This window comes from Wolbachia endosymbiont of Drosophila barbarae (assembly GCF_044752445.1).
Taxonomy (GTDB): Bacteria; Pseudomonadota; Alphaproteobacteria; order Rickettsiales; family Anaplasmataceae; genus Wolbachia; species Wolbachia pipientis.
Genome location: NZ_JBIXJM010000014.1, coordinates 1 through 547, shown reverse-complemented (window position 1 = coordinate 547; position 547 = coordinate 1). Strand labels below are relative to the sequence as shown.

Below are 547 nucleotides of genomic sequence, written 5' to 3'. Positions count from 1 at the left end.
GTAAGTTACTTCCCGGTCTAGATATTTCATGGTTGTTGTTGTGTTAAGAATATCTTTCAGAATACTGTTCTCTTCAGCTGCTACTAGAATTTCTTTAATAGCTTTGCTATCCTTCCAGAACATAGCATAAGCAAGTGGCGCGTAAGTCACTTCCTTGTTATCTGGATATCTTATAGTTGCCGTTGTGTTAAGAATATCTTTCAGAATACCGTTCTCCTTAGAGACTTTTAAAATTTCTTCAATAGCTATACTATCTTCATATAGTATAGCATAAGCAAGTGGTGTAACAGTTGCTCTCCGACCATCTGGATATTTTATAGGTGTTGTTGCGTTAAGAATATCTTTCAGAATACCGTTTTCTTTAGAGACTTTTAAAGTTTCTTCAATAGTTTTGCTATTTTTACATAATATGGCATAAGTAAGTGGTGTGCAAGTTTCTTCCTGACCACCTGGATATTTTATAGTTGTTGTTGCGTCAAGAATGTCTTTCAGAATACCGTTTTCTTTAGCTACTCTTAACATTTTCTCAACAGCTATACTATCTTTA

The 547-nt window shown here is 34.2% G+C and carries 1 protein-coding gene; it reads right to left on the bottom strand.

Annotated elements, in window-relative coordinates:
• On the bottom strand, window positions 1–547 hold a 547-nt coding region (locus ACIPNH_RS00175; protein WP_458695306.1), incomplete at both ends, for a WD_0033/WD_0034 family tandem repeat-containing protein.